The 26,009-nt window shown below is 59.6% G+C and carries 20 protein-coding genes; 13 read left to right on the top strand and 7 right to left on the bottom strand.

Annotated features, from left to right (window positions below; translation table 11 throughout):
- Positions 1 to 5: 5 nt before the first annotated feature.
- Together ACIGDJ_RS07235 and ACIGDJ_RS07230 are read right to left on the bottom strand one after the other, a co-directional pair.
- A complete protein-coding gene (locus ACIGDJ_RS07235) occupies positions 6 to 1,307 on the bottom strand; it encodes an ATP-binding protein (protein WP_397478461.1) in 1,302 nt (433 codons plus the stop codon).
- Positions 1,308 to 1,311: 4 nt separating this feature from the next.
- Positions 1,312 to 2,013 carry a response regulator transcription factor gene (locus ACIGDJ_RS07230; protein WP_016774890.1) on the bottom strand — a complete coding sequence of 234 codons (702 nt, stop codon included), beginning with the start codon at positions 2,011 to 2,013 and terminating at the stop codon, positions 1,312 to 1,314.
- Between the two features lie 265 nt (positions 2,014 to 2,278).
- Here ACIGDJ_RS07230 and ACIGDJ_RS07225 point away from each other — a divergent pair, with 265 nt between their 5' ends.
- The 8 genes from ACIGDJ_RS07225 (at position 2,279) to ACIGDJ_RS07190 (ending at position 12,732) form a co-directional block, all read left to right on the top strand.
- Positions 2,279 to 3,436, top strand: a complete 1,158-nt coding sequence (locus ACIGDJ_RS07225; RefSeq protein WP_101157246.1) for an efflux RND transporter periplasmic adaptor subunit — start codon at positions 2,279 to 2,281, stop codon at positions 3,434 to 3,436.
- Between the two features lie 15 nt (positions 3,437 to 3,451).
- The gene (locus tag ACIGDJ_RS07220; protein WP_397478462.1) at positions 3,452 to 6,544 is read left to right on the top strand and encodes a multidrug efflux RND transporter permease subunit; all 3,093 of its coding nucleotides are present in this window, start codon (positions 3,452 to 3,454) and stop codon (positions 6,542 to 6,544) included.
- Between the two features lie 146 nt (positions 6,545 to 6,690).
- Entirely contained in the window at positions 6,691 to 7,332 is a 642-nt protein-coding gene (locus ACIGDJ_RS07215) for a DUF1345 domain-containing protein (RefSeq protein WP_313001556.1), read from the top strand.
- A 141-nt stretch (positions 7,333 to 7,473) separates the two neighbouring features.
- Entirely contained in the window at positions 7,474 to 8,499 is a 1,026-nt protein-coding gene (locus ACIGDJ_RS07210) for a LacI family DNA-binding transcriptional regulator (RefSeq protein WP_101157240.1), read from the top strand.
- Positions 8,500 to 8,584: 85 nt separating this feature from the next.
- On the top strand, positions 8,585 to 9,367 hold the full coding sequence (locus ACIGDJ_RS07205; RefSeq protein WP_313001561.1) for a TIM barrel protein: 783 nt from the start codon (positions 8,585 to 8,587) through the stop codon (positions 9,365 to 9,367).
- Positions 9,360 to 10,385, top strand: a complete 1,026-nt coding sequence (locus ACIGDJ_RS07200) for a sugar kinase (protein WP_397478463.1) — start codon at positions 9,360 to 9,362, stop codon at positions 10,383 to 10,385. Before ACIGDJ_RS07205 ends, ACIGDJ_RS07200 begins: the two co-directional genes overlap by 8 nt.
- A gap of 57 nt (positions 10,386 to 10,442) precedes the next feature.
- Positions 10,443 to 11,741 carry an MFS transporter gene (locus ACIGDJ_RS07195; protein WP_101157234.1) on the top strand — a complete coding sequence of 433 codons (1,299 nt, stop codon included), beginning with the start codon at positions 10,443 to 10,445 and terminating at the stop codon, positions 11,739 to 11,741.
- 13 nt (positions 11,742 to 11,754) lie between these two features.
- The gene (locus ACIGDJ_RS07190) at positions 11,755 to 12,732 is read left to right on the top strand and encodes a 2-hydroxyacid dehydrogenase (RefSeq protein WP_397478464.1); all 978 of its coding nucleotides are present in this window, start codon (positions 11,755 to 11,757) and stop codon (positions 12,730 to 12,732) included.
- 156 nt (positions 12,733 to 12,888) lie between these two features.
- Here ACIGDJ_RS07190 and ACIGDJ_RS07185 read toward each other — a convergent pair whose 3' ends face one another.
- The 4 genes from ACIGDJ_RS07185 to ACIGDJ_RS07170 form a co-directional block, all read right to left on the bottom strand.
- Positions 12,889 to 14,076 carry a pyridoxal phosphate-dependent aminotransferase gene (locus ACIGDJ_RS07185; protein ID WP_397478465.1) on the bottom strand — a complete coding sequence of 396 codons (1,188 nt, stop codon included), beginning with the start codon at positions 14,074 to 14,076 and terminating at the stop codon, positions 12,889 to 12,891.
- A gap of 41 nt (positions 14,077 to 14,117) precedes the next feature.
- Positions 14,118 to 15,743, bottom strand: a complete 1,626-nt coding sequence (locus ACIGDJ_RS07180; protein ID WP_397478466.1) for a methyl-accepting chemotaxis protein — start codon at positions 15,741 to 15,743, stop codon at positions 14,118 to 14,120.
- Between the two features lie 304 nt (positions 15,744 to 16,047).
- Positions 16,048 to 17,187, bottom strand: a complete 1,140-nt coding sequence (locus ACIGDJ_RS07175; protein WP_101157226.1) for a glycerate kinase — start codon at positions 17,185 to 17,187, stop codon at positions 16,048 to 16,050.
- Between the two features lie 148 nt (positions 17,188 to 17,335).
- Complete coding sequence (locus ACIGDJ_RS07170) at positions 17,336 to 18,454, bottom strand: sugar diacid recognition domain-containing protein (protein WP_313001582.1); 1,119 nt, start codon at positions 18,452 to 18,454, stop codon at positions 17,336 to 17,338.
- Between the two features lie 171 nt (positions 18,455 to 18,625).
- Here ACIGDJ_RS07170 and ACIGDJ_RS07165 point away from each other — a divergent pair, with 171 nt between their 5' ends.
- The 3 genes from ACIGDJ_RS07165 (at position 18,626) to rarD (ending at position 22,212) form a co-directional block, all read left to right on the top strand.
- On the top strand, positions 18,626 to 19,936 hold the full coding sequence (locus ACIGDJ_RS07165) for an MFS transporter (RefSeq protein WP_397478467.1): 1,311 nt from the start codon (positions 18,626 to 18,628) through the stop codon (positions 19,934 to 19,936).
- Between the two features lie 178 nt (positions 19,937 to 20,114).
- Positions 20,115 to 21,128 (top strand): aldo/keto reductase, encoded by a 1,014-nt coding sequence (locus tag ACIGDJ_RS07160; protein ID WP_101157220.1) that lies wholly within the window; start codon positions 20,115 to 20,117, stop codon positions 21,126 to 21,128.
- A gap of 202 nt (positions 21,129 to 21,330) precedes the next feature.
- Complete coding sequence (gene rarD, locus ACIGDJ_RS07155) at positions 21,331 to 22,212, top strand: EamA family transporter RarD (RefSeq protein WP_101157218.1); 882 nt, start codon at positions 21,331 to 21,333, stop codon at positions 22,210 to 22,212.
- Between the two features lie 91 nt (positions 22,213 to 22,303).
- Here the strand turns inward: rarD and hppD are convergent, their stop codons facing one another.
- Entirely contained in the window at positions 22,304 to 23,380 is a 1,077-nt protein-coding gene (hppD, locus tag ACIGDJ_RS07150) for a 4-hydroxyphenylpyruvate dioxygenase (RefSeq protein WP_101157216.1), read from the bottom strand.
- Between the two features lie 436 nt (positions 23,381 to 23,816).
- Between hppD and ACIGDJ_RS07145 the strand changes: the two genes are divergently transcribed.
- A complete protein-coding gene (locus tag ACIGDJ_RS07145; RefSeq protein ID WP_397478468.1) occupies positions 23,817 to 25,352 on the top strand; it encodes an EAL domain-containing protein in 1,536 nt (511 codons plus the stop codon).
- 227 nt (positions 25,353 to 25,579) lie between these two features.
- Positions 25,580 to 25,945, top strand: a complete 366-nt coding sequence (locus ACIGDJ_RS07140) for a histone-like nucleoid-structuring protein, MvaT/MvaU family (RefSeq protein WP_101157211.1) — start codon at positions 25,580 to 25,582, stop codon at positions 25,943 to 25,945.
- Positions 25,946 to 26,009: the final 64 nt, after the last annotated feature.

The following is a 26,009-nucleotide window of genomic DNA, read 5'->3' as shown; positions in this document are numbered from 1 at the left end:
GAGATTCAGGCCGTGGCCGGCAACCACAGCCTGAATCGCGCTCCACCCAAGGGCGAGCTCTCAACGGTCAACGTACCGTCCTGCGCTTCGAGCGCGCGACGGCTGATCGCCAGGCCAAGGCCGAAACCACCTGTCGCGCGATCACGGCTGCGATCAAGTCGATAGAAGGGTTCAAAGATCCGCTCGCGCTCGTCGTCGGGAATGCCGATGCCGTCATCGTCGACCCAGATTTCACAACCACCGGCGATGACCTGCACGCCAATCTGAATGCGTTTTTCGCAATAGCGCATGGCGTTGCGCAACAGGTTCTGAATGGCCCGGGCAGTCAGGCGCGGATCCAGTGCAAATCGTTCGAGCTGACCGTGCAGCAGAACGTCAATAATAATGTCTGGCGATTCCAGCTCCTCGTCGACACTGCCAAGAATGCTGTCGATAAACTCGTCCAGCGACACCTCGATGCGCTCGGGCGATTGTGCCGGGTTCTGCAAGCGGCTGTAGGAAAGCAATTCCAGCACCAATTCATCCAGCTCACGGATATGCGCGACCAGGCCCTGCAAACGCTCGCGGCTGGCGGCGGGCAGGTCTTCGGACAACGCCAGGGCCAGGCCAAAATCCAGACGCGTCAGCGGTGTACGCAGCTCGTGGGAAACAGCGTTGAGCAGATCGCGTTGCTGGTTGAGCAGGTTTTCGATATCGCCCGCCATGGTGTCGAACACGTTGGCCAGGCTGCCAATGTTCGAACTCGGCGCGATTTTGGTCCGCTCGCTCAAATGGCCTTTGCCGAAGCGTTCGGCGGTGCCTTTCAAGCGCTCAAGATCGCGCCAGTGCGGCCGCAGCCAGAGCAACAGGCAGCCGAGCAACATGGCGCCGATCAGCACATTGATGCTCCAGTACAACAGATCGACGTCAACCGGATCGGGCGGCACGACCATGCGCACGGCCATGTCCGCATTCAACGGAGTCACCGCCAGCGTCCGCCAGCCCCAGTCGCCGATGCGCACGACGTTTTCACCACGGTGCAGACGTTCCTGCTCGATGGGCGTAAACGCCGGGTCATCAATTGGCGTCAGGACGATGTGCAACGGTTGGAATTCCTTGTCCATCGCCGCAGCAATCGCCGGCCACTGCTCTTGCGGCGCGGCATGGAACTGCTTGGTGATCAGCGACTGCAGACCTCGGGAAAACTCCAGGTTGTAGGTGACGAATCGATCGCGAAAGACCATCACCACCAGATCCGGCACCAGATAGATCGCCGCGCTATAGGAGACGATCGTCACCAGATACAGGCGAAACAGGATGCGAAACATCAGCTCAGCATTCCCACTCGGAGCGGCTGAAAAGATAGCCCTTGCCCCACACGGTCTTGATCTTGCGCGCCTCGCCGGCGTGATCATCGAACTTGCGCCGCAGTTTGGAAATCGCCACATCCACCGAGCGGTCGGTGCCGTTGAATTCGATACCGCGCAGGCGCTGCAGAATCTGATCGCGACTCAACACTTCGCCGGCATGCCGGGCCAGCACTACGAGCAAATTGTATTCGCCGCTGGACAGCTCAACCGCTTGATCGCGCCAGGTCACGGTGCGCTCGGACAGATCAATGCACAGATTGCCCATGACAATGCGGTCATTGACCGCCAGCGGTTCGCCGAGGCTGCTACGCCGCAACAACGTGCGCACCCGCGCCAGCAGCACCCGGGGCTCGCAGGGTTTGGTGACGTAGTCGTCAGCGCCCATTTCCAGGCCCAGCACCTGATCATGACTGTCGTCGCGAGCCGTCAGCATGAGGATCGGCAGCGTCGCCGAATCAGCGCGCAACAAGCGGCACACTTGCAAACCATCGAGGCCCGGCAACATGAGGTCGAGAATAACCAGATCCGGCGGACTTATGCGCGCCCGCTCGCGCACATGGTCGCCACGGCCAATGACGCTGACGGAATAGCCGTTGCGCTCCAGATAGCTGGAGATCAGTTCGGCGAGGGCGGTGTCGTCTTCGACCAGGAGGATGTTGGGCATGGGGTGTTCCACATATTGCTGTGGTGAATGTCAGACCGCTTTCGCGAGCAAGCTCGCTCCCACATGGGTTTTGCATTGTTCGCAAACACATCTGGCAGCGCGAAAGTGGTTTAACCGTCACAAAAGAATTCAAGGACCGCAGGATATACGCCCCCGCCCGCTCCTGAGCAAAACCCTTACACAATTTCACACAGCAGCTACAAAGCTTCACCGCTAACCTCCCCGACTGGCCGTAGGATGCGGCCTTCAATATTGGGGGTTGTACATGTCTGGAAAATTGCTGGCCGGGCTCGGCCTGATCGCATTGGCGCTGACGCTGAGCGCGTGTGATTCGTCCTCGAATGCCGAAGAGCAAGCATCACCGGCCACGGTTCGCGTGGAGACCGTCAAAACCCAGCCGCTATCGATCAGCAGCGAGTTGAGCGGGCGCATCGCCGCGCCACGGATGGCCGAAGTGCGTGCGCGAGTCGCCGGTGTGGTGTTGCAGCGCACCTACCGCGAAGGCAGCGACGTGAAAAAGGGTGACGTGCTGTTCCGCATCGACCCGGCGCCGTTCAAGGCCGATCTGGACAGCGCAGAAGCTGCGCTGCGCAAAGCCGAGGCCAACGCCTTCCAGGCAAAACTGCAAGAGCAACGCTATGCGCAGTTGATCGAGGACCAGGCCATCAGCGGTCAGGACTACGACAACGCCCGCGCCGCTGCCCGCCAGACTGCCGCCGACGTCGCCGCCAGCAAGGCAGCGCTGGAACGGGCGAAGCTGAACCTCGGTTATGCCACCGTCACCGCGCCGATCTCAGGGCGTATCGGTCGCGCGCTGGTCACCGAAGGTGCGCTGGTCGGACAGAACGAAACCACGCCGCTGGCGCTGATACAGCAACTCGACCCGATCCATGCCGACCTGACCCAATCGACCCGAGAACTCAATGAACTGCGACGTGCGTTCCGTTCCGGGCAGTTGCAGCAAGTCGGCCAGGATCAGGCCAAGGCCACGCTGATTGAGGATGACGGCAGTCTGTATCCCTTGCCCGGCAAGCTGCTGTTCAGCGACATCACCGTCGATCCGGGCACGGGTCAGATCATCCTTCGCAGCGAATTTCCCAATCCGGATCTTGACCTGCTGCCGGGCAGTTTCATCCGCGTTCGCCTTGAGCAGGCAACCATCCAGAACGGCATCACCGTGCCGCAACGCGCAGTGCAGCGTGACAGCGCCGGCATTGCTCAAGTGCTGACCGTCGATGAGCAAATGCGCGTGGCGCAGCAACCGGTGCAACTGGGTGCAGTGCAGAACAATCGCTGGATCGTCACCGGCGGCCTGAAGCCCGGCGATCGTATCGTCATCGAAGGCCTGCAACACGCCCGTCCCGGGGAAAAAGTACAGATCGACGAAACCCCTCTTCCACTTGCCCAGAACGCTGGTCAGTAAGCAGGACGCTCTTTTATGCCGCAGTTCTTTATCGACCGCCCGGTGTTCGCCTGGGTAGTCGCCCTGTTCATCCTGTTGGCCGGTGCGCTGGCCATTCCGCAGTTGCCGGTCGCGCAATACCCCGACGTCGCACCGCCGCAAATCGAAATCTATGCTGTCTACCCCGGCGCCTCGGCGCAGACCGTCGATGAAAGCGTGGTCAGCCTGATCGAGGAAGAGCTCAACGGCGCTGACCACCTGCTCTATTTCGAATCGCAAAGCAGCCTCGGTAGCGCGACGATCAAAGCAACGTTCCAACCGGGTACCAATCCCGAGCTGGCGCAGGTCGATGTACAGAACCGCCTCAAGGTGGTCGAGTCGCGCCTGCCGCAAGCGGTCAATCAACAGGGTTTGCAGGTGGAGAAAGTCTCTTCCGGTTTCCTGTTGCTGATCACCCTGACCTCCAGCGACGGCAAACTTGATGACGTGGCGCTCAGCGATTATCTGGCGCGCAACGTGATGAACGAGATCAAACGTTTGGACGGGGTCGGCAAAGCGCAGCTGTACGGCGCCGAGCGAGCCATGCGCATCTGGATCGATCCGCAGAAGCTCATCGCCTTCAACCTGACGCCGGCTGATGTCAATGAAGCCATCGTCGCGCAGAACGCGCAGGTCTCGGCCGGCAGCATCGGCGACCTGCCGTCACCTTCGAAGCAGGAAATCACCGCGACGATTCTGGTCAAAGGCCAATTGTCGACACCGCAGGAATTCACCGACATCGTGCTCAAGGCCAATCGCGACGGCTCCACGGTGCGCATCGGTGATGTTGCGAGGGTCGAGATCGGTAGTCAGGATTACCAGTTCGGCACCCGTCTGAACGGCAAGCCATCTACCGCCGTCGGCGTGCAACTGTCACCGGGCGCGAACGCACTGAACACTGCCACGCTGGTGCGGGCGAAGATGGATGAACTGGCGCGCTACTTCCCGGCCGGCGTGGAATACAAGATCCCTTACGACACTTCGCCGTTCGTCAAAGTCTCGATCACCAAAGTGATCTATACCCTCGGCGAAGCGATGCTGCTGGTGTTTGCGGTGATGTTCCTGTTCCTGCAGAACGTGCGCTACACCCTGATCCCGACACTGGTGGTGCCGGTGGCGTTGATGGGCACTTTTGCGACCATGCTGGCGCTGGGCTTCTCGATCAACGTATTGACCATGTTTGGCATGGTATTGGCCATCGGCATTCTGGTGGATGACGCCATCGTTGTGGTGGAGAACGTCGAGCGCATCATGGCCAGCGAGGGCTTGTCGCCCAAGGACGCCACGCGCAAGGCGATGACGCAGATAACCGGGGCGATCATCGGCATCACCCTGGTGCTGGTTGCGGTGTTTATTCCGATGGCCTTCATGCAGGGTTCGGTCGGGGTCATTTATCAGCAGTTCTCACTGTCGATGGCCACCTCGATTCTGTTCTCGGCATTCCTCGCCCTGACCTTGACGCCAGCGCTGTGTGCGACATTGCTCAAACCCATTGCCAAGGGCGAGCACCACGAAAAGTCCGGTTTCTTTGGCTGGTTCAATCGCCGTTTCGAGCGGTTGACCGATCGCTACCAGGGTTGGGTCGGGTACGCGCTCAAGCGCACCGGTCGCTACTTGCTGATTTACGTCGTCCTGCTGATTGGACTCGGAATCTGTTTCGCGCGCCTGCCTTCTTCGTTTCTGCCGACCGAAGATCAGGGCTACACCATCACCGATATCCAGCTGCCGCCCGGCGCGACCAAGAACCGTACCGTGCAAGTGGCTGAACAGCTCGAAGCGCACAACGCCGGTGAGCCGGGAATCAGTGACAGCGTGGTCATTCTCGGATTCAGCTTTTCCGGTAGCGGGCAAAACGCAGCGCTGGCGTTTTCGACACTCAAGGATTGGTCTGAACGTGGCAGTGACGATGCCGCCAGCTCGATTGCCGACCGCGCCAATGCTGCCCTGAGCCAGATCAAGGACGCCATGGCCTTTTCGGTGCAACCGCCGCCGGTGGATGGCCTCGGCACTTCCAGCGGTTTCGAGTTTCGCCTGCAGGATCGCGGCGGTCTGGGGCATGCGACGTTGATGCAAGCGCGCACGGAACTGCTCGCCGCTGCGGAGAAAAGTCCGGTATTGATGAACGTCCGTGAAAGCGCCCTGGCCGAAGCGCCGCAAGTGCAGTTGATCGTCGACCGCAAGCAGGCGAATGCCCTGGGTGTGTCGTTTGCCGACATCGGCAATGTCCTGTCCACGGCGGTGGGTTCCAGCTACATCAACGATTTTCCCAATCAGGGCCGCATGCAGCGCGTGGTCGTGCAAGCCGAAGGCGATCAGCGCAGTCAGGTAGATGATTTGCTGAAAATGCACGTGCGCAATAACGCCGGGAACATGGTGCCGCTGTCGGCTTTCGTTCAGGCCAACTGGATACAAGGGCCTGCGCAGTTGACCCGATACAACGGCTACCCGGCCATTGCGATCTCCGGCGAACCGTCGCCGGGGCACAGCACCGGTGAGGCCATGGCCGAAGTCGAGCGTCTGGTAGCGCTGGGGCCTAAAGGCCTGGGCCAGGAGTGGACCGGTCTGTCGCTGCAGGAGCGCCTGTCCGGCAATCAGGCGCCAATTCTGCTGGGCCTGTCGTTGCTGGTGGTGTTCCTGTGTCTGGCGGCGTTGTACGAGAGCTGGTCGATTCCGACCTCGGTGCTGCTGGTGGTGCCCTTGGGCGTACTCGGCGCGGTGTTGGCGGTGACGCTGCGCGGAATGCCCAACGATGTGTTTTTCAAGGTTGGCCTGATCACCATCATTGGCCTGTCGGCGAAGAACGCGATTCTGATCATCGAGTTCGCCAAGAGCCTGTATGACGAGGGGCACGACCTGATCGACGCGACCTTGCAGGCAGCGCGCTTGCGGTTGCGGCCGATCGTGATGACCTCGCTGGCGTTCATTCTCGGCGTGGTGCCGTTGGCCATTGCCACCGGCGCCAGCTCGGCGAGCCAGCAGGCGATCGGCACGGGTGTGATCGGCGGGATGATTACGGCGACGCTGGCGATTATCTTTGTGCCGGTGTTCTTCGTCGTGGTCATGAAGCTCGTACAACGATTTACCAAATAGCACTGATCCAATTGTAGGAGCGGCCGAAGGCCGCGATCTTTTGACTTTGCTTTTAAAAGATCAAAAGATCGCAGCCTTCGGCAGCTCCTACAAAAGCCGGATCGCCTGCGCTATGGTGCGCTGACAGTTCACCAACGTGAGTCACCATGCGCTTCCTCGCCCGCACCCACCCTCGCCTTTCCGCTGCCGCCCTGCTCGGTCTTGCCACCGGTCTGCTGGTCCCTGCCGATTCCATCGTCAGCAAAATCCTCAGCGGCTGGAACGCGGGTGTCTGGACTTATCTGATCCTGATGCTCTGGCTGACCGTGCGCGCCAAGGCACCAGACGTCAAACGCATCGCTGAAGTCGAAGACGAGAACGCCGGCCTGGTGCTGTTCGTGGTGTGCATTGCCGCGCTGGCGAGCCTGGCCACCATTACCCTCGAACTGGCCGGCAGCAAGGACCTGGATAGCAGCCAGAAACTGCTGCATTACGCGTTCACCGCACTAACGGTGATCGGTTCATGGCTGCTGATTGGTGTGATTTTCTGCGTGCACTACGCCAGATTGTTTTACACCTGGGACGGCAAGGAGCCGGCACTGCGTTTCGCCGAAGGGCTGACTACGCCCAATTACTGGGATTTCCTGTACTTCTCCTTCACCATCGGCGTCGCTGTGCAAACTTCGGATGTAGGCGTCGCAACGCGGGGCATGCGCAAAATCGTCCTGGCGCAGTCGCTGATCGGCTTTGTGTTCAACACTGCGATTCTGGGTTTTTCCATCAATATCGCCGCCGGTTTGTTTGGTTAGCGAATCACCCGTCCGTCGGTATCAGATGCCGCCCGGGTGATCATTTACTTGACGACAGATTTGTTTCTGGTGTTTCCTGAAACCGGTTTCAGAGCAGCCATTGCTCCTAAACCTATAAATCCAATAACAAGGTTTCAGCCTGTGAACGACTTTTCCGCCGCCCAGCGCAGCCGCGTGACCATGCTTGATGTTGCCGAACGCGCTGGCGTGTCAAAGGCCAGTGTCTCGCGCTTTATCGGCGATGACCGCGCGCTGCTCTCCGATGCAATCGCCTTGCGCATCGAGCAGGCCATAAACGAACTCGGCTACAGCCCCAACCAAATGGCCCGTGGCTTGAAGCGCGGGCGTACGCGCCTGATCGGCATGCTGGTCGCCGATATCCGTAACCCTTATTCGATTGCCGTGATGCACGGGGTGGAAACCGCCTGCCGTGCGCACGGCTACAGTCTGGTGGTGTGCAACACCGATCGCGATGACGAGCAGGAGCGCCAGCATCTGGCGCTCCTGCGCTCGTACAACATCGAGGGGCTGATCGTGAACACGCTGGGCCACCATCGTGACGAATTGCACGAGCTGCGCCGCGAGATGCCGCTGGTGCTGGTGGATCGCAAGGTCAAAGGCATCGACAGCGACATGGTCGGGTTGAACAACCCGCAAGCGGTTGAGATGGCACTCGCACACCTTGAACAGCGTGGCTATCGGGATCTTCTGCTGGTCACCGAACCATTTGACGGCACCAGTTCGCGGGTCGAGCGGGTCAGCAGTTTTCAGGCGCAGATCGCTCAGCGCTCAGGGTTAACCGGGGCAGTTGTTGAAACTGATGATGATCTGGCGAGCCAACTTCAGACGTTCATGAACAACACCAATGCCGGGCCGAAAGCGCTGTTTTGCGCCAATGGTGTGGCAGCGTTAGCCGCGACGACGGCGTTGCACCAAATGGGTTGCCGGTTGTTCGAGGATGTCGGGCTCATCGCCCTGGATGATCTCGACTGGTACCCGTTGGTGAGTAGCGGGATTACTGCGCTGGCGCAGCCTACACAGGAAATTGGCGCGCGAGCGTTTGAGTGTCTGCTCAAGCGTTTGCGTGGGGATGATGCGGCGGCACGGGTGGTGGATTTCGCACCGTTGCTGATCGAGCGGGGCTCGACCCGAGGAGTTGATGTCTGAACTGCTCGCGAATGCGCAGGGACAACACAGAAACACCTGATATTTTTTTGAACAAAAATGAAACCGGTTTCAGAGGTCGATAACAATGAATAAACCAGCCGTTTCCATCAGTCTGTCCAGCTACGGTGCCGAGGTCGTGCGCCAGCGTGGACAGGATGCTTTTGTCGACATTCTCGCGGCCGCCGGCGCCAATCGCATCGAGTGGCGCGAAGAGTTGCTGACCCGCGAAGACCCGGCGCAACTGGCTCAGGCCACTCGGGCGCAAGGCTTGCAAAGTATCTATTCCTCGCCCACAGAACTGTGGCTGGCAGGGCAAGCGCAACCGAATCCCGAATTGATGACCGCACTTCAACAAGCCCAGACGTTCGGGTCGAAATGGCTGAAAGTCTCGCTCGGCTACTTCACTGACAACTCTGACTTGCAAGCGCTGGCCGAGCGACTCCAGCAGAGCCCGGTGCATCTGCTGGTGGAGAACGACCAGACTTTGCACGGCGGACGCATTGAGCCGTTTCAGCGTTTCTTCGCCGCCGTCGAGCAGCACGACCTGCCGATCAAAATGACCTTCGACATTGGCAACTGGCACTGGCAGGACCAGTCAGCCGCCAGCGCCGCACGCGCGCTCGGCCGGCACGTCGGTTATGTGCATTGCAAAGCCGTGGCCCGCCGCGCCGACGGCAAACTGGTCGCCGTGCCACCGGCCATCAGCGACCTGCATCTGTGGGAACAACTGCTGCGGCACATGGACCAAGGCGTTATGCGCGCCGCCGAATACCCGCTACAAGGCGATGACCTGGTGCAACTGACCCGTGAACACGTCGCCGCCCTCGCCCGCCTCGGTCAATCGCGCCTGGAGCCTGCTCATGTCTGAGATCGATATTCTTTCCTTTGGGGAAACCATGGCGATGCTGGTCGCCGAGCAGACCGGCGATCTGGCGCAGGTCGAGCACTTTCACAAACGCATTGCCGGAGCCGACAGCAATGTCGCGATCGGCTTGTCGCGTCTGGGTTTCAACGTCGCGTGGCTGAGCCGGGTCGGGAATGATTCGCTCGGGCGCTATGTGGTCGAGACGTTGATCAAAGAAGGTCTGGATTGCAGCCACGTCGAAGTCGATGAAAACCGTCCCACCGGGTTCCAGTTCAAATCGCGCAACGACGATGGTAGCGACCCGCAGGTCGAGTATTTTCGGCGCGGCTCAGCGGCCAGTCATCTGTCGCCGCACTCCATCACCGACAGCCTGCTCAGCGCCCGCCATCTGCACGCCACCGGCATTCCACCGGCGCTGTCCGCTTCGGCGCGGGAAATGTCCTTGGAACTGATGACTCGGATGCGCAACGCCGGGCGTAGCGTGTCGTTCGACCCGAATCTACGCCCAAGCCTGTGGGCCAGCGAGGGCGAGATGATCCGCGAAGTCAACCGCCTCGCCGCTCTCGCCCACTGGGTGCTGCCGGGGTTGAGCGAAGGTCGTTTGCTCACCGGTTTCGACGACCCGGCGGACATCGCGGCGTTTTACCTGGACCAAGGCGCCGAAGCGGTAGCGATCAAGCTCGGGCCTGAAGGGGCTTATTACCGCACGCAGCTGGATCAGGGTTTCGTGGCTGGCGTGCCGGTGACAAATGTGGTCGATACGGTAGGCGCAGGCGATGGTTTTGCGGTGGGGATGATCAGCGCCCTGCTCGAGCATCAGAGCTTTGCCGAGGCCGTGCAGCGGGCGAACTGGATTGGCAGTCGCGCGGTGCAGAGTCGTGGCGATATGGAAGGGTTGCCCACTCGCCTGGAGTTAGCCGCTGAATTCGAGGTCGCTTTCGCGAGCAAGCCCGCTCCCACAGGTTTTGTGTACACATCGGACACTGTGGGAGCGAGCTTGCTCGCGAAGAGGCCAGCCTAGTCACCGCAAATAATCGAACCTGCTGCGACAAAAACAACAAGCTCAGGAGTCACTCCGATGAAAACCGCAACCCTCGCCACCCGCCGCTGGTGGTACATCATGCCGATCGTGTTCATCACTTACAGCCTGGCCTATCTCGACCGCGCCAACTACGGTTTCGCTGCTGCATCGGGCATGGCCGAAGACTTGATGATCACGCCGGGCCTGTCCTCGCTGCTCGGTGCGCTGTTCTTTCTCGGCTACTTTTTCTTTCAGGTACCCGGCGCGATCTACGCGCAAAAGCATAGCGTGAAGAAGCTGATATTCGTCAGCCTGATTCTCTGGGGCGGCCTGGCGACGCTGACTGGCGTGGTGTCCAACGCCTACTGGCTGATCGTCATACGCTTCATGCTCGGCGTGGTCGAGGCAGCGGTGATGCCGGCGATGCTGGTCTATCTCTGCCACTGGTTCACCCGTGCCGAACGCTCGCGGGCCAACACATTTCTGATCCTCGGCAACCCGGTGACGATGCTGTGGATGTCGGTAGTCTCCGGTTATCTGGTGCAGCATTTCAGCTGGCGCTGGATGTTCATCATCGAAGGTCTGCCGGCGGTGCTGTGGGCGTTTATCTGGTGGCGTCTTGCCGATGATCGTCCGGCTCAGGCCACGTGGCTCAACGAACAGGAAAAGCACGATCTGGAAAGCGCGCTCGCCGCTGAGCAGGTCGGTATCAAAGCGGTGAAGAACTACGCCGAGGCATTCCGTTCGCCGAAGGTGATCATTCTCGCGCTGCAGTTTTTCTGCTGGAGCATCGGCGTCTACGGTTTTGTGCTGTGGCTGCCGTCGATCCTCAAGGCAGGCGCGCAGATGGACATGATCGAGGCTGGCTGGCTGTCGGCGCTGCCGTATCTGGCGGCCGTGCTGGGCATGCTCGCGGTGTCGTGGGGCTCGGACAAGTTGCAGAAACGCAAACGCTTCGTCTGGCCGCCACTGCTGATCGCTTCGATCGCGTTCTATGGCTCGTATGCCTTGGGCGCCGAACATTTCTGGTGGTCGTACACGCTGCTGGTGATTGCCGGCGCCTGCATGTACGCGCCGTACGGTCCGTTTTTCGCCATTGTTCCGGAGATTCTGCCGGCCAACGTCGCTGGCGGCGCCATGGCGCTTATCAACAGCATGGGCGCGCTCGGTTCTTTCGGCGGCTCATATCTGGTCGGTTATCTGAACAGCTCCACCGGTTCGCCCGGCGCCTCATACCTATTGATGAGCGGCGCATTGCTGCTGTCGGTGGTGCTGACAATCTTTCTCAAGCCCGGCGCCAGTGATCGCGTCGTCGCCAAAGCCGTCGCCACGCCACGTGTGCCGGCGCATTCCTGAAAGGACTTTTGCCATGAAAAAACAGGTCGTGCTGTACAAGAAACTTTCGCCCGCGCTGATGGCGCGGTTGCAAGAACAATTCGACGTGACGTTGATCGAAAGCCTTGATGCCGATGGCCTCATGCAGTTGCGCGATGCCCTGCCCCGCGCCCACGGGTTGCTCGGCGCCAGTCTGAAACTCGATGCGGCGCTGCTGGATCTGGCGCCGCAGTTGGCAGCGATCGCCAGCGTCTCGGTGGGCGTCGACAACTACGACATCGATTACCTGAGCCAGCGCAAGATCCTGCTGACCAACACGCCGGACGTGCTCACCGAAACCACCGCCGACACCGGTTTCGCCCTGATCCTCGCTGCTGCCCGGCGGGTGGTCGAATTGGCGAACATGGTGCGTGGCGGGCAGTGGAGCCGCAATATCGGGCCGTCGCATTTCGGTACCGATGTGCACGGCAAGACGCTGGGCATCATCGGCATGGGCCGCATCGGCGAAGCCTTGGCCCAGCGCGGGCATTTCGGTTTTGGCATGCCGGTGATCTACCACAGTCAGTCGCGCAAACCGGCGGTCGAGCAGCGTTTCGACGCGCAATACCGCAGTCTCGAAGATCTGCTCCAGCAGGCCGACTTCATTTGCCTGACCTTGCCGCTGACAGCCCAGACGGAACGTTTGATCGGCGCCGAACAGTTTGCGCTGATGCGGCCAGAGAGCATCTTCATCAATATCTCGCGCGGCAAGGTCGTTGATGAGGCGGCGATGATCGAGGCGTTGCGCAACAAGCGCATCCGTGCGGCCGGGCTGGACGTGTTTGAGCGCGAGCCGTTGAATCATGACTCGCCGTTATTGCAACTGAGCAATGTGGTGGCCACGCCGCATATGGGCTCGGCGACTCATGAAACCCGGGAAGCGATGGCGCGCTGTGCGGTGGAGAATCTGCTGGCGGCGTTGAACGGGCAGCGGCCGGCGAATCTGGTGAATGCCTCTGCATGGCAAAGCTGAGATCCCTGGCGCCTGCCAATCCGCCTTCGCGAGCAAGCCCGCTCCCACACGGAATGCATTTCAAAAATGGAAGCAAACCTGCCTCCAGGGGGAACGCCATTTCAAATGTGGGAGCGGGCTTGCTCGCGAAGGGGCCAGCGAAGACGCTACAGCGTCTCAGGCCCTGCGCGCTTGAAGCAGCTGCACCGCACACAACGCAATCCTCGCGCAGGCATCCGCCAGTTTGACCCGATCCACCACCAGCCCGATGCGAATATGCCCCGCCGCGCTCGGTCCGAACGCTTCGCCAGCCAAGACTGACACGCCATACCCTTCCAGTAACCGCTCGGAAAACGCCTGGGCGCCGAGCCCGGTCTGGCGTACATCGACCATCACAAACATGCCGCCGTCGGGGCGAATCGGCTGCAAGCCGGGGCAGCCGTGCAATCGCTCGCACACCAGATCCCGACGCAATCGGTATTCTTCTCGCATCTGCGTGACTTCCGGCCAATCGCTTTGCAGCGCCACTTGCGCGGCCTTCTGTACAAAATCCGGCAAACCGAACAGCATGCTCAGTGACAGGTTCACCAGATGCTCAGCCAAAGGTTTCGGACCGATCATCCAGCCGATACGCCAACCGCTCATGGCATGGGATTTGGACAGGCTGTTGATGGTCGCGGTGCGCTCGGCCATGCCCGGCAGGCTCGCCGGGCTGATGTGTTCACCTTCGTATAAAAGCTCGCTGTACACCTCATCGCTGATCAGCCACAAATCATGACGAATGCACAGCGCCGCCAGTTCCTGCCAGATCAGCAAGGGCAAACTGGCACCGCTGGGATTATTCGGGCTGTTGAGCAGCATGGCGCGAGTTCGCGGAGTGATGCGTGCAGCGACATCGGCCGGGTCGACGCGAAAACCGTTTTCCGGGCGCACTGGCACCGCAATAACCTTGGCACCGCAGGCGCCAAACACACCTTCGTAGGTGACGTACATCGGCTCGGCGACGATCACTTCGTCGCCAGGATCGAGCAGACACTGCGCCACCGAATACACCGCACATTGCGCGCCGGGCAGGACAATCACCTGATCAGGATCAACCTGCTGACCACTGCGCTGGCGATGACGCTCGGCAATCAGCCTGCGCAACACGAGCCGACCGCGCACGTCGGCGTAATGGGTATCGCCGGCCAGCAGACTGTCGATAGCGCCATGCACGATCGGCAACGGCGTATCGAAATCTGGATCGCCGACGCTCAACAACAAAACATCAACGCCCTCGGCGCGCAGTTCCAGCGCTCGGTCGTGAATCTGCCAGGCAGCGGCACCCTCCCCGGCGATTCGTTGGGTCAAGGCTGAATAGCGCATGTACGTCTCCTGTTAGCGCGGTTTCCAGCCTTCACCGTATCTCAAATCACGAAACGCGCCACCATGGCGTTCAAATCCACTGCCAGTCGCGACAGTTCGTGGGTCGCGGCGCTGGTCTGGTTGGCGCCGGCGGCCGATTGCGTGGCGAGGTCGCGGATGTTGACCAGGTTGCGATCGACTTCTCGTGAGACTTGCGCCTGCTCTTCCGAAGCGCTGGCAATGACCAGGTTGCGCTCGTTGATCTGGTGAATCGATTGAGTGATCTGCTCCAGCGCCACACCGGCCGCGCGGGCCATTTCCAGCGTGGACTGAGTGCGCTGATTGCTTTGCTGCATCGACGAAACCGCTTCACCGGTGCCGTTCTGGATGCCGGCGACCATTTTTTCGATTTCCTGAGTCGATTGCGCCGTGCGATGGGCCAACGCGCGTACTTCATCCGCGACCACGGCAAAACCACGCCCGGCCTCGCCAGCACGCGCGGCTTCAATCGCGGCGTTGAGCGCCAGCAGGTTGGTCTGCTCGGCAATGGCACGAATGACGTCCAGCACTTTGCCGATGTCGCGACCCTGCGCGGCGAGGCCTTCGATCATCTGCGCGGTGTTCTGCACGTCGTGAGTCATGGTCTGGATTGCGTCGACGGTTTTCACCACCTGATCGCGACCTTCGCGAGCGGCATGGGTCGATTGATTAGAGGCCTCTGAAGTCGACACGGCATTGCGCGCCACTTCCTCGACCGCAGCGGTCATCTCATTGACGGCAGTGGCGGCCTGTTCGATTTCATTGTTTTGCTGCTGCAAGCCACGGGACGCCTCTTCGGTAACGGCGCTGAGCTCCTCGGCTGCGGCGCCCAGTTGGGTGGCGGAGCCGGCGATCTGTTCGATGGTTTTGCGCAGGTTGGTCTGCATCGCGACCAAGGCTTCGAGCAGGCGTGCCGGTTCGTCTTTGCCGTCGATTTCGATGGCTTTGCTCAGGTCGCCGCCGGCGATGGTTTGCGCGGCGAGCACGGCGCGGTTGAGCGGCGTGACGATGCTGCGGGTCAGCAACCAGGCCAGCAACACGGTGGCCAACGCGGCGATCACCGCGACGATGATGATCCCGGTGATAGCGCTGTCATAGTTTTCACCGGCTTTAGTGGCCGCCGCTCTGGCCCCGGCCGTATTCAGGCCGATCAATTTGTTGAGCTGCTCGCCCATCTGATCGGTACCTTCCTTGATGCGCGTGTTGATCAACGCACGCAGCGCTTCCAGATCGCCCTGGCGCGACAGTTCAAGCATCTGGTTCTGCGCTTGCAGGTAGTTATCGAGCGTGGTCGAAAACGTCTGGAAGACCGCGCGCTCTTCAGGGCCTGCCGGCAACGCAGCGTAGCTGGCCTGAGCTTTGCGCACTTTGTCGACCAGCACCGCGATGCGGGTTTCTGCCTCTTGCAGGCTGGCCGGTTCGCGGTTGACCAGCACGCGGAACGAGAGGATACGCATGCGCAGGACGTTTTCCGTGACCACGCTGAGGTGGGTCACGCTGGGCAACTGGTTGGTGTCCATGTCGATCGACGCCTGACGAATGACCGTCATGCGGCTGACGGCAAACACGCCGAGGACAATCACCAGCAAGGCGATGAAGGCAAAACCGAGGAAAGCACGGGGCGCGATATTCAGGTTACGCAGGGACATGGTCGGACTCTCGAAAGAAAGAAACTACGAGCATCCATGCCGTGAGCACTGGCCCATAGCGGGCGACAGTCCGGCGTCACTGAGTTGTGGATTTGTGTGCGCCTGATCGTTGTATCGGCCAGGCTTGAGGAAGGTTTCGGGTCTGCGATAAATATTTTTCGGTACGTTACAAGAATCTGCCCAGCCCCGCTGCCTTTGGTAGGAACTATCGAGTGCAACGAGGCTGCGATCTTTTGACTGTTAAAAGCAGGATCAAAAGATCGCAGCCTCGTTGCTCTCGACAGCTCCTACATAGGCAAGCCGATCAGCGGTTGGTGCCCAGTTGCCAGACCCGAGCGATGTCGGTAGCGCGTTCTTGCAGCAGTCGGGGTGCGTCGGCGCAGGCTTGTTCCAGGGTCATCGGCCCGCTGGTCACGGCGAACGCGGCATCAATGCCGTGTTGATAGAGTTGCTGATAGCCGTCGCCCAAGGTTCCGGCAATGACGATCACCGGTACGGCGTGCTGTCTGGCAAGCCGCGCGACACCGAACGGCGTCTTGCCGCGCAGGGTCTGCGCATCGAAGCGACCTTCACCGGTTATCACCAGATTCGCACCTTTGACCGCGTCAGCAAGGCCGACCAGTTCCGCCACCACCTCGACGCCCGCCTGAAACTGCGCGCCGAGAAACGCCTTTGCCGCGAATCCAAGTCCACCGGCCGCGCCGCTGCCCGGCTCGTCGCGCACGTCCTTGCCCAGTGCCTGCGCGCAGAGTTCGGCGAAGTGCCCCAGCGCCTGATCGAGTTGTTCAACCTGCGCAGGCGACGCGCCCTTCTGCGGGCCGAAAATGGCCGAGGCGCCATGCAGGCCGCACAGCGGATTGTTCACATCAGCGGCGATGTCGAAACGTACCTCGGCCAGACGTGGGTCAAGTTCACTCAGATCAAGCCGCGCCAGTTGCGCCAATGCCAGCCCACCCGGCGCCAACGGCTGACTTTGCCCATCAAGCAACTTCACGCCCAACGCCTGCATCGCCCCGGCACCGCCGTCATTGGTCGCGCTGCCGCCAATCGCCAGGATCACCCGTTGCGCACCGGCATCCAGCGCTGCACGAATCAATTCACCGGTACCAAACGTGCTGCTGATGCAGGCATCGCGCTGCACCGGTGGGACCAATTGCAGGCCGCTGGCTTCGGCCATTTCGATGATCGCGGTGTGGCTGTGCGGCAGCCAGCCCCATGCAGCTTCGACCGGCGCGCCCAAAGGGCCGCGCACACGGGCGCGGCGTAAATCGCCTTCACACGCTGCGAGAATCGACTCGACCGTCCCTTCGCCGCCATCGGCCATCGGGCATTTGACCAGCGTCGCCTGCGGCCATACCTGAGCCAGCCCGAGGGCAATGGCGTCGGCAACGCCCTGAGCACTCAGGCTGTCCTTGAACGAATCGGGGGCGATGACGATCTTCATGGGAATTCTCCGGTTGCAATGGCGTTCATGCTGCCAGTCGGCCCGCGCGTTGACGCCGGTCGGCTGCACAAGTGCCGTCGGCGTTTATTGTTCATTTCCACAAAAGGCTGGCGGCGGATGCTCGCGAAAAGATTATGGAATACACCGATCAATTCGGATCAATCTGCGGCAACAGCTGCACCCCCAGATACAACGCCAGCATCCCGTCCAGTTTCAACGGATCAACCCCACTCAATTCGGCAATCCGCTCCATGCGATAGCGCAGGCTGTTGCGATGAATGCCCAACGCCTCGGTGCAGGCCTGACTCTGCCCGTCGTGCTCGCACCAGCTGCGCAGAGTCGCCAGTAGCTGGCCGTTACTGTCCTTGGCGATGACCTTGTGCAGCGGTTTAAGCAGTTCATCCAACGCATCATCGTTGCGATGACGCCACAGCATCACCGGCAAGCGATAACGATTGAGCGTCAGCAGTCTCGAATTCGGCAAGACGTCACGACCATACGCCAGCAAATCGCCGACCCGTCGATAACAGCGGCGCAACCCGGCCAGGCCATCCGCCTGCCCGCCGACGGCGATGCGCAGGATCTTCCAGCCGAGGCCATCGAGTTTTTCCAGCAGGCGATCGTGCTCGACGTTCTGGCTCGCCGGGCGGCACCACAGCAGCGACGATTTCGCCGAACTCACGCACCAGCTGTCGGGATAGCGCGACGTCAGCCAAGCGCTCAGTGCTTCCACGGTTTGTCCTGGGGCGTGCTCCAGACCCAGCTCGAACAGATAGGGCACCCGCGTCAATTGCGGCTTGAGCCCAAGCTGCTGCGCCTCGTCGACCAGACGCGGCGAATCCCCCGCCTCGCTCAACAGCAACGCCAGCAGATCATCGCAACGCTGGCGCCGCCACTGTTGCTCGGCCTGCTGATTGCGCTGGCCGACGAGCATTTCGGCGGTCATGCGCACCAGTTCGGCGTAGGTGCGCAATTGCTCCGGCTCGCCGGTGATGCCGAGCACGCCGATCAAGCGCTGGTCGAGCAGCAGCGGCAGGTTGATGCCCGGTTGCACGCCTTTGAGATGCACCGCCGTCTGCGCATCGATTTCCACCACGCGCCCGTTGGCCAGCACCAGTTGCGCACCTTCATGCCGGGTGTTGATGCGTTCCGGTTCGCCGCTGCCGAGGATCAGACCCTGACTGTCCATGACGTTGACGTTGTACGGCAAAATGGCCATGGCCCGGTCGACGATATCCTGGGCAAGGTCGTGATCGAGTTCGAACATAGCGGCGGCAATCCTTCATTTCAGGCACGAACGGTTGTTCAGTCGCACAGGGTCTGGCGGCAAACCCTGTGCTCAGGCACAAAGACAATCCGGCCAAAGGTGGCCGAGACTCTCAGGGCGATCAACGTTACCCTTTGCATCGCAAAAAATCATAATAAAGAGAGAGCCGCTATGTCGCAGAGCGCCGCAGCTACCCAGACCATCGACGACGGTAAAAACGCCGTCTACAAACGCATCACGCTGCGTTTGATTCCCTTCATTTTCATCTGCTACCTGTTCAACTACCTCGACCGGGTCAACGTTGGCTTCGCCAAGTTGCAGATGCTCGACGCATTGAAATTCAGCGAAACCGTGTACGGTCTCGGCGCCGGGATTTTCTTCATCGGCTACGTGCTGTGCGGCGTGCCCAGCAACCTGGCGCTGACCCGCTTCGGTCCTCGGCGCTGGATTGCCTTGATGATGATCACCTGGGGCACGCTGTCGACCTGCCTGTTGTTCGTCACTACCCCGACCGAGTTCTACACCCTGCGCTTTTTCACCGGTGCGGCTGAAGCCGGTTTCTTCCCGGGCGTAGTGCTGTATCTCTCGCAGTGGTTCCCGACCTTCCGCCGAGGGCGAATCATGGCCCTGTTCATGTCGGCGATTCCGGTCTCCGGTTTGCTCGGCAGCCCGTTTTCCGGCTGGATCCTCAACCACTTCGCCGCCGGCCAGGGTGGCCTGGCAGGCTGGCAGTGGATGTTTCTGCTGCAAGGCATTCCGACGGTGATCCTAGGTGCGCTGGCGTATTTCCTTTTGAGCGACAGCTTTGCCAATGCCAAATGGCTGACCGCCCACGAACGCGCGGTGCTCGAAGCCGACCACGCCGAAGACCTCGCCAACAAACCGAGAACCGCGACCGACTCACTGCTTGCGGTGTTCAAGAACCCAGCGATCTGGGCCTTTGGTCTAATCTACTTCTGCATCCAGAGCGGCGTGTACGCGATCAACTTCTGGCTGCCGTCGATCATCAAGAACCTCGGCTTCAGCGATAACCTGGTGATCGGCTGGCTGAGTGCGATTCCGTACCTGCTCGCGGCGGTATTCATGCTGGTGGTCGGCCGCTCCGCAGATTTGCGCAAGGAGCGCCGCTGGCATTTGGTGGTGCCGATGCTGATGGGCGCGATTGGTCTGGTGATCGCAGTCAACTTCGCCGCCAACCCGGCCATTGCAATCCTCGGTTTGACCATCGCAACCATGGGCGCACTGACCGGCCTGCCGATGTTCTGGCCGGTGCCGACCGCCATGTTGAGCGCGGGTGCGGCGGCTGGCGGCCTGGCGTTGATCAACTCGATGGGGCAGATGGCCGGGTTCCTCAGCCCGTACCTGGTGGGTTGGGTCAAAGACAGCACCGGTTCGACGGATGCGGCACTGTATGTGCTGGCAGCGGTGATTGTCGGCGGAAGTTTGCTGGCGTTGCGGATGACGCGGACGTTGCGGGCTTAATTAGAGGCGCAGATCAAAGATCGCAGCCTTCGTCAGCTCCTACTTTGGAATGCGTTCCCTGTAGGAGCTGCCGAAGGCTGCGATCTTTTTGCGTTTATCCGGCGCAACAATTCACTTTGCGACCTTCGATGCTTCTGGTATCTGATTGACTTCCCCCCACCGACAAAAGGATTTCGGCATGAGCTACCGCACACTGGGCCATTCAGGCTTGCAGGTCTCCACGCTCACCCTCGGCACGATGATGTTCGGCGAGCAGACCAGCGCCGAAGACTCGCTGCGCATCATCGACAAGGCTTGGGATCAGGGCATCAATTTCATCGACACCGCCGACGTCTACACCAATGGCCGCTCCGAAGAAATCGTCGGTGAAGCGATCTCCCGTCATCGCCACGAATGGGTGCTCGCGACCAAAGTCGGCTTCGGCCCGGTTGACGGCGTGCCGAACCGCAGCGGTTTGAGCCGCAAACACATCTTCAACGGACTCGAGGCCAGCCTCGCGCGGCTCGGCACTGATTACGTCGACATCTATTACCTGCACCGCGAAGACCACCACACCCCGCTGGAAGTCAGCGTATCGGCGATTGGCGATCTCATCCGCCAGGGCAAGATTCGCTACTGGGGTCTGTCGAACTATCGCGGCTGGCGGATCGCCGAGGTGATTCGCATCGCCGACAAGCTCGGTGTCGATCGCCCGGTGATCAGCCAGCCGCTGTACAACATCGTCAATCGTCAGGCCGAGAGCGAGCAGATCACCGCCGCGCAGACCTATGGCCTTGGGGTGGTGCCTTACAGCCCCTTGGCCCGAGGCGTACTCAGTGGCAAGTACGCCCCGAATGTCACGCCGGACGCCAACAGCCGCGCCGGGCGTCAGGACAAACGCATTCTGGAAACCGAATGGCGGGTGGAGTCGTTGCGCATTGCCCAGCAGATTCAGCAATACACCGAGCAGCGCGGCGTCGGCATGGTCGAGTTCGCGATTGCCTGGGTGCTGAACAACAGCGCGGTGACCTCGGCGATTGTCGGGCCGCGCACCGAACAGCAATGGGACGCCTATACGCTGGCGCAGGCGTTGACCATCACGGCCGAAGACGAGGCATTCATTGATTCTCTGGTGACACCGGGGCATGCCTCGACACCGGGGTTCAATGATGTGAGCCATTTTGTGTCGGGCCGCAAACCGCTGCAATCCTGAAAGCATCGCTGGCAAGCCAGCTCCCACAATGCTCTGTGTTGAAACGCAAGCTATGGTTCAACGTACATCCTGTGGGAGCTGGCTTGCCAGGGATAGCCAACCCAGCACAAGCGTGTAGGAAATAATGAGCACCCGCTCAATATTCAGCACAAAAACAACGTATCCTGCCCGCCCCGTTTAACCATCAAACCGCGAGGACAGTTTGTCTAAAGGTATCGCTCTATCGGTTTCAGCCTCGATGCTGTTTGCCGTCATGTATTACTACACATCGCTGCTGACGCCTCTGAGCGGCGTGGAGATCTTCGGCTGGCGCATGCTCCTGACCGTGCCGTGCATGACCGTGTTCATGCTGGTCTCCGGGGAATGGCGACGGGTGCTGGAGCTGATCCGATTGATGGCGGCCAGGCCAGAACTGATCGCTGGACTGTTGGTTTCTTCCGCCCTGCTCGGTGTGCAGCTGTGGCTGTTCATGTGGGCGCCGCTCAATGGCTACAGCCTGGATGTGTCGCTGGGCTATTTCCTGTTGCCACTGGCGATGGTGCTGACCGGGCGGATTGCCTACGGCGAGAGCTTGTCTCGGCTGCAAAAAATCGCCGTATTCTTCGCAAGCCTTGGCGTGTTGAATGAGTTGTATCAGGTTGGCGGATTTTCCTGGGCGACGCTGGTCGTCGTGGTCGGCTATCCGCTGTACTTCGTGCTGCGCAAATACCTGAAAACCGACAACCTGGGAGGGCTATGGGTCGACATGACCCTGATGCTGCCAGTGGCCTACTGGTTTGTGCAGAATGGCGAACAGGGACTGGGCGTGTTTGATCAATACCCAGGGTTGATGTGGTTGATTCCGCTGCTTGGCGTGATCAGTGCGTCCGCGCTGGTGGTGTACATCATTGCCAGCCGTTTACTGCCGTTCAGTCTGTTTGGTTTGTTGAGTTATGTGGAACCGGTGTTGTTGCTTGCCGTGGCATTATTGCTCGGAGAAAGCATCAAGTCGGGTGAATGGCTGACCTACATACCGATCTGGCTGGCGGTGGTGGTGCTGGTTTTCGAAGGCTTTAAACACCTGATGCGGCAACGCCGAGCCTGAGCTTTACAAAACCCGCTCCCACAGTTTTTCTGTGAAGCAAAAAAATCCCGCCCTGCATCGCTGCAGGACGGGATTTTTATTTCAGTGCAGATTACTCGGTGGTCAGCACACCACGACGCACCTGGTCACGTTCGATCGATTCGAACAGAGCCTTGAAGTTGCCTTCGCCGAAACCATCGTCGCCCTTGCGCTGAATGAACTCGAAGAACACTGGGCCCATCAGGGTTTCCGAGAAGATCTGCAGCAGCAGGCGCTTGTCACCCTGCTCCGACGCGCCATCGAGCAGGATGCCGCGCGATTGCAGTTGATCGACCGGCTCGCCGTGATTTGGCAGGCGACCTTCGAGCATTTCGTAGTAAGTGTCTGGTGGCGCCGTCATGAAGCGCATGCCGATTTTCTTCAACTGATCCCAGGTCTTGATCAAGTCATCGGTGAGGAACGCAACATGCTGGATGCCCTCCCCGTTGAATTGCATCAGGAACTCTTCGATCTGACCGGCGCCCTTGGACGACTCTTCATTGAGCGGGATGCGGATCATGCCATCCGGTGCGGTCATGGCTTTCGAGGTCAGGCCGGTATATTCGCCCTTGATGTCGAAGTAACGAATCTCACGGAAGTTGAACAGCTTCTCGTAGAAGTTCGCCCAGTAGGCCATGCGACCGCGATAAACGTTGTGAGTGAGGTGGTCGATGATCTTCAGACCGGCGCCGACCGGGTTGCGATCAACGCCTTCGATAAACACGAAGTCGATATCGTAGATCGAACTGCCCTCGCCGAAACGGTCGATCAGGTACAGCGGCGCGCCGCCGATGCCTTTGATTGCCGGCAGGTTCAGTTCCATCGGGCCGGTTTCGATATGGATCGGCTGAGCGCCGAGTTCGAGCGCGCGGCTATAGGCTTTCTGCGAATCCTTCACGCGAAATGCCATGCCGCAAACGGACGGACCGTGCTCGGCGGCAAAGTACGAAGCGACGCTGTTGGGTTCGTTGTTGAGGATCAGGTTGATCGCGCCCTGACGATACAGGTGCACGTTCTTGGAACGGTGGGTCGCGACTTTGGTGAAGCCCATGATCTCGAAGATCGGCTCCAGCGTACCTGGAGTCGGAGATGCGAACTCGATGAATTCAAAGCCCATCAGGCCCATTGGGTTTTCGTATAAATCTGCCATGGTGACGCCTCATCATTTCTTATCAATTAACCAGAATTACCTGTCAGGAAATTGATGAAGAGGGAGGCGCACAGGAGATGCCACGCACGCTGCGGGCGAGGAAGTCTCCGTAGATCAGTTGAAACCCGAATATCTTCATTGTCGACCCAAGGCTCTTGCGGGCGAGGCTTCTGCTGCCAGAAGACGATTATTATTGTATGCGTAAACCGATTCTACACAGCGTAACCGGACCTGTCTGCCCTCTCTATAAAATCCGCTTTTTCTCCCAAGGCGCAAGAGGTTTGTTGCACCAATAAAGTCTGGTCAGGATGATCCCGGCGAAACTCTTGAGTCATGGCCAGCACAAGCGCTACCTGCCATCTATTCTCCCCTTGGCTCACTTGACCTGGGCGCGCGCAGCAGCGCCGACCAATACCAACATTCACAGGATGCGCCCATGCCGTTGACCCGCAGACCCCGCCGCAAACGCAGCACCCGCATCGTTGTGACTTTGCTCAGCGGCCTGCTGCCAGTCGTGCTCGGGAGTGTCATCCTCTATATGCAGGCAGAACGCACGTTGCAGCAAAGTGCCGGGGAAACTGCCGAGCAAGCGTTGCGACAGTTCGACTTAATGCTCGATAACACCGCAGAAGCCGCGCGGATTCTGTTGCCACTTGCCGGGAAAAATTGCGAAGAGGTAAAACTGGCCTTGCGCGAACAAGTAACCCGCCGCCCCTTCGTGCGCTCGACCAATCTGGTCTGGGACAACAATCTCTATTGCAGCTCGCTGTTCGGCCAGTTCAAGGAAGTCGTCAATGCCGGGAATTACCACGACGGCAGACTGTGGCTGATGAACGGCAATCCGGTAACGCCTGATACGGCATTGTTGATTTATCGCCTCAGCAACGGTCGTGGCGGCGCGCTGACCACACTGGATGGTTATCACCTGAGCAACATTCTGCGCCTGATCGGCCGCCAGACATTACTGATGTTGCAGGTGGGCGAGAACTGGCTGTCCGCAGACGGTAACGTGCATAAGGGATCCCTGCCCGTCCTGCCGGTTGCGCAGAGCGTGCTGGAATCCCAGCGTTACGGTTTCAAAGTATCGGCGGGTTTCCCCAAAGGCGAAATCTGGCGTTACATGGCGGCAGAGTATCCGCCACTGTTCAGCCTGCTGCTCTTTTTCGGCGTGGTCTCCGGCGCGATCGGACATTTCATTCAGCAACGCTCGACTTCGCCTAGTCATGAAATGCTTCGTGCACTTGAGGCTGGGGAGTTCATTCCTTACTTTCAGCCCGTGGTTTACGGCGACAGCAAGCGATGGTCGGGTGCCGAAGTGCTGATGCGCTGGAATCATCCCAAAGAGGGCCTGGTACGCCCGGACCTGTTCATTCCATTTGCCGAGCACTCGGGCTTGATCGTGCCGATGACCCGCTCCCTGATGCAACAGACAGCGGTGCTGCTGGGCCCACAATCTGCAACCTTCAACAAACCGTTCCATGTAGGTATCAACATCGCTGCCAGCCATTGCCACGACCTGGAGCTGGTTAAGGACTGTCGAGATTTCCTCGCTGCGTTTGAACCGGGCAGCGTAGAGCTGGTGCTGGAATTGACGGAGCGCGAGCTGGTCGAGCCAAACGACATCACTCTTGAGCTGTTCGAGCAATTGCGTGCTCTTGGAGTAAAAATCGCGATAGATGATTTCGGTACCGGCCATTCAAGCCTCGGCTATTTGCGAACTTTCAAGGTCGATTTTCTCAAGATCGACCAGAGTTTTATCGCCATGATCGGCATCGATGCGCTATCACGGCATATTCTCGATTCCATCATCGAGCTCTCGGCCAAGCTGGATCTTGGGATTGTTGCCGAAGGTGTCGAAACTCAGGCCCAGGTCGACTATTTGACTGCGCATAAGGTGAGTTTCCTGCAAGGGTATTTATTCGGCAAACCAATGCCGGCCGCTGATTTCATCAGAGCATTAAATGATCGTTAACCCACTATCATGACTCGGCCGACCGGCGCACCAAATTGATACAAAAAGTCATTGTTGTTACATGACGACAACATCAGGATTTACTCTTGTCGCATTAACTACTACAATTTTTTCAACCTCAGCCAGACTGGCAGGTGAGCCAGTTATCACCGAGTCGCTTCAAGGCTCTTGGCTTATAGCTTTGTTTGCGGTTGGTATCAGCCAAATACATTATTGGAGTAAAGATATTGTCCAGACTCGCCGAATTCCGCGCAGCTGAAAAGGCCCTTCAGGAACAGCTCAAACAGCTGGAATCGCTGAAGAACGATGCCGGGCTCAAGAAAGAAATCGAATTCGAAGAAAAGCTCCAGGGGCTGATGAAAAGCTATGGCAAAGGCCTCAAAGACATCATCGCCATACTTGATCCGAACCCGGCAAAGTCGGGCTTGCAGTCGCCCGCAGCGCCTAAGACTCGACGCGCCCGGGTGGTCAAGGTTTATCAGAACCCGCACACTGGCGAACTGATTGAAACCAAGGGTGGCAACCACCGCGGCCTCAAATCCTGGAAAGAACAGTACGGTGCAGCCACGGTGGATTCCTGGTTGCGCAGTTGATTTGACGCCCACAAGAAGCCCTGCTCCATGCAGGGCTTTTTATTGACAATATCTAACAGATGAA

This window comes from Pseudomonas sp. NPDC079367 (genome assembly GCF_044542195.1).
Classification (GTDB): domain Bacteria; phylum Pseudomonadota; class Gammaproteobacteria; order Pseudomonadales; family Pseudomonadaceae; genus Aquipseudomonas.
This window is presented reverse-complemented; position numbering and strand designations above follow the sequence as displayed.

Bases quoted from the DNA above. Each gene is read 5' to 3' on its own strand.
- ACIGDJ_RS07160 (WP_101157220.1), top strand. From the start codon at position 20,115: ATGAGCTACCGCACACTGGGCCATTCAGGCTTGCAGGTCTCCACGCTC.
- ACIGDJ_RS07180 (WP_397478466.1), bottom strand. From the start codon at position 15,743: ATGTCCCTGCGTAACCTGAATATCGCGCCCCGTGCTTTCCTCGGTTTT.
- ACIGDJ_RS07225 (WP_101157246.1), top strand. From the start codon at position 2,279: ATGTCTGGAAAATTGCTGGCCGGGCTCGGCCTGATCGCATTGGCGCTG.
- ACIGDJ_RS07145 (WP_397478468.1), top strand. From the start codon at position 23,817: ATGCCGTTGACCCGCAGACCCCGCCGCAAACGCAGCACCCGCATCGTT.
- ACIGDJ_RS07195 (WP_101157234.1), top strand. From the start codon at position 10,443: ATGAAAACCGCAACCCTCGCCACCCGCCGCTGGTGGTACATCATGCCG.
- ACIGDJ_RS07205 (WP_313001561.1), top strand. From the start codon at position 8,585: ATGAATAAACCAGCCGTTTCCATCAGTCTGTCCAGCTACGGTGCCGAG.
- ACIGDJ_RS07190 (WP_397478464.1), top strand. From the start codon at position 11,755: ATGAAAAAACAGGTCGTGCTGTACAAGAAACTTTCGCCCGCGCTGATG.
- ACIGDJ_RS07220 (WP_397478462.1), top strand. From the start codon at position 3,452: ATGCCGCAGTTCTTTATCGACCGCCCGGTGTTCGCCTGGGTAGTCGCC.
- ACIGDJ_RS07230 (WP_016774890.1), bottom strand. From the start codon at position 2,013: ATGCCCAACATCCTCCTGGTCGAAGACGACACCGCCCTCGCCGAACTG.
- ACIGDJ_RS07170 (WP_313001582.1), bottom strand. From the start codon at position 18,454: ATGTTCGAACTCGATCACGACCTTGCCCAGGATATCGTCGACCGGGCC.
- ACIGDJ_RS07215 (WP_313001556.1), top strand. From the start codon at position 6,691: ATGCGCTTCCTCGCCCGCACCCACCCTCGCCTTTCCGCTGCCGCCCTG.
- ACIGDJ_RS07235 (WP_397478461.1), bottom strand. From the start codon at position 1,307: ATGTTTCGCATCCTGTTTCGCCTGTATCTGGTGACGATCGTCTCCTAT.
- ACIGDJ_RS07200 (WP_397478463.1), top strand. From the start codon at position 9,360: ATGTCTGAGATCGATATTCTTTCCTTTGGGGAAACCATGGCGATGCTG.
- ACIGDJ_RS07165 (WP_397478467.1), top strand. From the start codon at position 18,626: ATGTCGCAGAGCGCCGCAGCTACCCAGACCATCGACGACGGTAAAAAC.
- ACIGDJ_RS07175 (WP_101157226.1), bottom strand. From the start codon at position 17,187: ATGAAGATCGTCATCGCCCCCGATTCGTTCAAGGACAGCCTGAGTGCT.
- hppD (WP_101157216.1), bottom strand. From the start codon at position 23,380: ATGGCAGATTTATACGAAAACCCAATGGGCCTGATGGGCTTTGAATTC.
- ACIGDJ_RS07185 (WP_397478465.1), bottom strand. From the start codon at position 14,076: ATGCGCTATTCAGCCTTGACCCAACGAATCGCCGGGGAGGGTGCCGCT.